Origin of the sequence: Cellulomonas fimi (assembly GCF_028527925.1) — a bacterium.
Lineage (GTDB): Bacteria > Actinomycetota > Actinomycetes > Actinomycetales > Cellulomonadaceae > Cellulomonas > Cellulomonas fimi_C.
On the sequence record NZ_JAPESW010000093.1, the window covers coordinates 1 to 3,710 of the forward strand.

At 73.5% G+C, this 3,710-nt stretch carries 3 protein-coding genes; 1 reads left to right on the plus strand and 2 read right to left on the minus strand.

Annotation, left to right across the window (positions count from 1 at the left end; genetic code table 11):
• Positions 1-23: 23 nt before the first annotated feature.
• Positions 24-1,034: a 30S ribosomal protein S2 gene (gene rpsB, locus OMK64_RS19720; RefSeq protein WP_272730055.1), complete on the minus strand. Its 1,011-nt coding sequence runs from the start codon at positions 1,032-1,034 to the stop codon at positions 24-26.
• Between the two features lie 551 nt (positions 1,035-1,585).
• Here rpsB and OMK64_RS19725 point away from each other — a divergent pair.
• Complete coding sequence (locus tag OMK64_RS19725; protein WP_272730056.1) at positions 1,586-2,194, plus strand: murein hydrolase activator EnvC family protein; 609 nt, start codon at positions 1,586-1,588, stop codon at positions 2,192-2,194.
• 72 nt (positions 2,195-2,266) lie between these two features.
• Here OMK64_RS19725 and whiG read toward each other — a convergent pair whose 3' ends face one another.
• A complete protein-coding gene (gene whiG / locus OMK64_RS19730) occupies positions 2,267-3,166 on the minus strand; it encodes an RNA polymerase sigma factor WhiG (RefSeq protein ID WP_272730057.1) in 900 nt (299 codons plus the stop codon).
• Between the last annotated feature and the right edge of the window lie 544 nt (positions 3,167-3,710).

A 3,710-nucleotide genomic window follows, 5' to 3' on the forward strand; every position in this document is an offset into this window, starting at 1 on the left:
AGGGGTGTGCAGGAGGACGCGCGTCAGTTGGACGCGGCGTCGCCCTCGGCCGGGGCGGCCTCGTCACCGGCGGCGGCCGGGCTGGCCTCGTCGCCCTCGGCGGGAGCGGCCGGGGCGGCCTCGACCGTCTCCGCAGCCTCGGCGGCCGCGACGGCCTCCTCTGCCGGGGCGTCCGTCGTCACCGCGTCCGCAGCGGTCGGCGCGTCGGCCTGCACGGCGGCCGGAGCAGCGGCGGACGAGCCCGACTGCAGGTCGGCCTCGGCACCCGCGAGGAGCTCGCGCTCCCACTCGGCGAGCGGCTCGGCGTCGGCCTCGGCACCCTCCGCGGCGGCGGTGCGGCCCGAGTGGCGCTTGAGCAGGCCGTCGGCGGCGGCGTCCGCGATCACGCGGGTGAGCAGCTGCACGGCGCGGATCGCGTCGTCGTTGCCCGGGATCGGGTAGTCGACGACGTCCGGGTCGCAGTTCGTGTCGAGGATCGCGACGACCGGGATGCCGAGCTTGCGCGCCTCGTCGACCGCGAGGTGCTCCTTGTTCGTGTCGACGATCCACACGGCCGAGGGGACCTTGGCCATGTCACGGATGCCGCCGAGGGTCTTGCTGAGCTTGTCCTTCTCGCGACGCAGGACGAGCAGCTCCTTCTTCGTCAGGCCCGAGGCCGCGACGTCGTCGAAGTCGATCTGCTCGAGCTCCTTGAGGCGCTGCAGGCGCTTGTGGACCGTCGAGAAGTTGGTGAGCATGCCACCCAGCCAGCGCTGGTTGACGTACGGCATGCCGACGCGCGCGGCCTGCTCCGCGACGGGCTCCTGCGCCTGCTTCTTGGTGCCGACGAACAGGATCGAGCCACCGTGCGCGACGGTCTGGCTGACGAAGTCGTAGGCGCGGTCGATGTAGGACAGCGACTGCTGCAGGTCGACGATGTAGATGCCGTTGCGCTCGGTGAAGATGAAGCGCTTCATCTTGGGGTTCCAGCGGCGGGTCTGGTGCCCGAAGTGGACACCGCTCTCGAGCAGCTGGCGCATGGTCACGACGGCCATGGCACGTCCTTCCGGCGCGCACCGACCGGTGCGCGCGTCTGGGCGGGGCCGCCTCGGCGGACCCGCGTCTCGGTTGTCGGCTCCGACACCTGGTCGGGGCCCCTGGCACCACGTCGGGGGCTGCGCCGCAGGCCTCCCCGACGAGCGAGGCGTCCTGCGGACCGGTGCAGCGCCCGACCCCGTTCCGAGCTCCGCGTGGCGGACGCTCGAGGTGGGTCGGTGGTGCGCGATGTCGACCGGCACGGACCGGTCGCAGGGGAAGTCTAGCCGACGAGAGACCGTGCCCCGTCCGCAGCACGTCCGGCCGAGGCAGGGGCATGACGAGGTCGGGACGAGGCGGGCTCGGCGCGCGGCGGGCTCGAGGCCTGACGCGCACGGGGCGCAGCGGGAGCAGGGCCTCGCGGGCTCGCGCGCGGACGGCTCGGGCGCGGGGATCGGGCGAGGCGGGCGGGTCGGCGGCGAGCCGACCACAGCACGCAGGCAAGCTCGGTCGTCCACCGCGTGAGTGGACGCGGGCGTCCTCCCCCGACGCCACCGGGCAGCCTCGCGACATGACCCGGCCAGCACTTCCCCGCTCACGCCGCCCGGACGGCCGCGTACCGCCGATCCTGACGCGCCGACGCCCCCGCCCGCGCACCCTCCTGCTCGCGATCGCCGCGCCGGCGCTCCTGCTGTGCACGGCAGCCACTCCGCTCGACGCGGCGCCGCGACCGGCCGACGCCGAACGTCCCGCAGTGGCCGCACCGCCCTCGAGGTGGGAGTGGCCGCTCGTCCCACCCGTGGAGGTGCTCGCCCCGTTCGAAGCGCCGCCGGCGCCGTGGGCCGCGGGGCACCGCGGCGTCGACCTGCGCGCAGGTCCGGGGGTCCTGGTCGGCGCACCGGCCACGGGGACCGTGACGTTCGTCGGTCCCGTGGCGGGTCGGGGCGTCGTCACCGTCACGCACGACGACGGGCTCCGCTCGTCGGTGGAGCCGGTCGCAGCCCTCGTCGTGGTGGGCGCGCGGGTGGCACCGGGCGACCCCCTCGGCACGGTCGAGCCGACCGGGGGGCACTGCGCGGCGACGGCCTGCCTGCACTGGGGAGTGCGGCGCGGCGACGTCTACGTCGACCCGGTCGCGCTCGTCGAGGGCGGACCGATCGTCCTCCTGCCGACCGACTGACTGACGCCGACAGCGACATCGGCAGCGGCCGTGCCCCTGCGACGACGATCAGGCCGGTGACGACGCGCAGGCTCAGGCCTGCTCGGCCTCCACCAGGCGCGTGCGCAGCCGCAGCATCGCTGCGGTGTGCATCTGCGAGATGCGCGACTCGGTGACGCCGAGCACGCGGCCGATCTCGGCGAGCGTCATGCCCTCGTAGTAGTAGAGGACGACGACCATGCGCTCGCGGTCGGTCAGCTGCTCGATGGCGCGGGCCAGGAGGTACTTGGTCTCGGCGGCGTCGAGCGAGCCGGCGGGGTCCTCGGTGCGCTCGTCACCGAGCGTGTCGACGAGGCTCACGCCCGCCTGACGGTCCTCGCCGCCGCCGAGGAGCTCGTCGAGGGCGGCGATGTTGACGGTCGAGAGCTGCGAGAACGTCTGGCGCAGCTCGGACACCGCGATGTCGAGGTGCGCGGCGACCTCGGCCTCGGTGGGCGCACGGTGGAGCTTCGCCTCGAGCTCGGCGTAGGCACGGTCGACCGAGCGGGCCTTGGTGCGCACCGAGCGCGGGACCCAGTCCATCGCGCGCAGCTCGTCGATGATCGCGCCGCGGATCCGGGACGACGCGTAGGACTCGAACTTCACCGCACGACCGGTCTCGTACTTCTCGATCGCGTCGATGAGTCCGAACATGCCGTAGGAGACGAGGTCGGCCTGCTCGACCGTGCTGGGCAGACGCATCCCGACGCGACCGGCGACGGCGGAGACGAGCGGCGCGTAGTGGAGGATCAGCTGCTCGCGAGCGGCGCGGCTGCCGGTGGCCTTGTAGTCCGACCAGGCGTCGGCGATCGCCGGCTCGACGACCGGGGCCGACGCCAGGTCGACGTCGTCGACGGGTGCCGGCTCGGCCGTGCGCGGGGTCGGGATCACGCCCAGGGGCGCTGTCCCGACGAACCGCAGGCGCGACGGCGCGGCGTCCAGTGCACTCGTCATCGAGGTACTCCGTTCGTGCGTGCGCGGCCGGGCGCGCATGAGGGGGCCGAGCACACCGGCTGGACCATGGAGGGGGTGGTCGCGCGCTGCGTGGCCGCCGTGCGCACGGCGCCGACGACGTCCGCGCTCCCCGCTCGGGCGCCCGTCCGGACGTGACCCGCGGGAATTGCGGTGACATTCATCGGAAATGCCGAGAACGCGACGCGAACCCGCGGGCGGCGCTGCCCCACCGTGGCCGTCGTCTCGTTCATGGCCCCTACGGTGACGGGAAACACACGCCTCGAACAAGCCGCGTCTTCACTCCTCCGGCGCAGCGGAGACCGTTTGTGGTCGCATTGTCTGAATCGATGTCCGATTCGACCGACCGGCGTGAGGAAATTCACCCGGCCGGGCGTCGGCAGATCCGGATCGGTGGGAACTTCGACCCATGGTCGCTCGTCCAGTTGCCTCGCGCACCTGTCTCGGGGCGCATCCACACCGCGCGCCGTACCTGCCTTTTCGGGGGGCGTCGGACTTGGGCCGGGCCGCACCGAAGGCTGGTCCC

Excerpts from the sequence above, each read along its gene's own strand:
- rpsB (WP_272730055.1), bottom strand. The coding sequence starts at position 1,034 with ATGGCCGTCGTGACCATGCGCCAGCTGCTCGAGAGCGGTGTCCACTTC.
- OMK64_RS19725 (WP_272730056.1), top strand. The coding sequence starts at position 1,586 with ATGACCCGGCCAGCACTTCCCCGCTCACGCCGCCCGGACGGCCGCGTA.
- whiG (WP_272730057.1), bottom strand. The coding sequence starts at position 3,166 with ATGACGAGTGCACTGGACGCCGCGCCGTCGCGCCTGCGGTTCGTCGGG.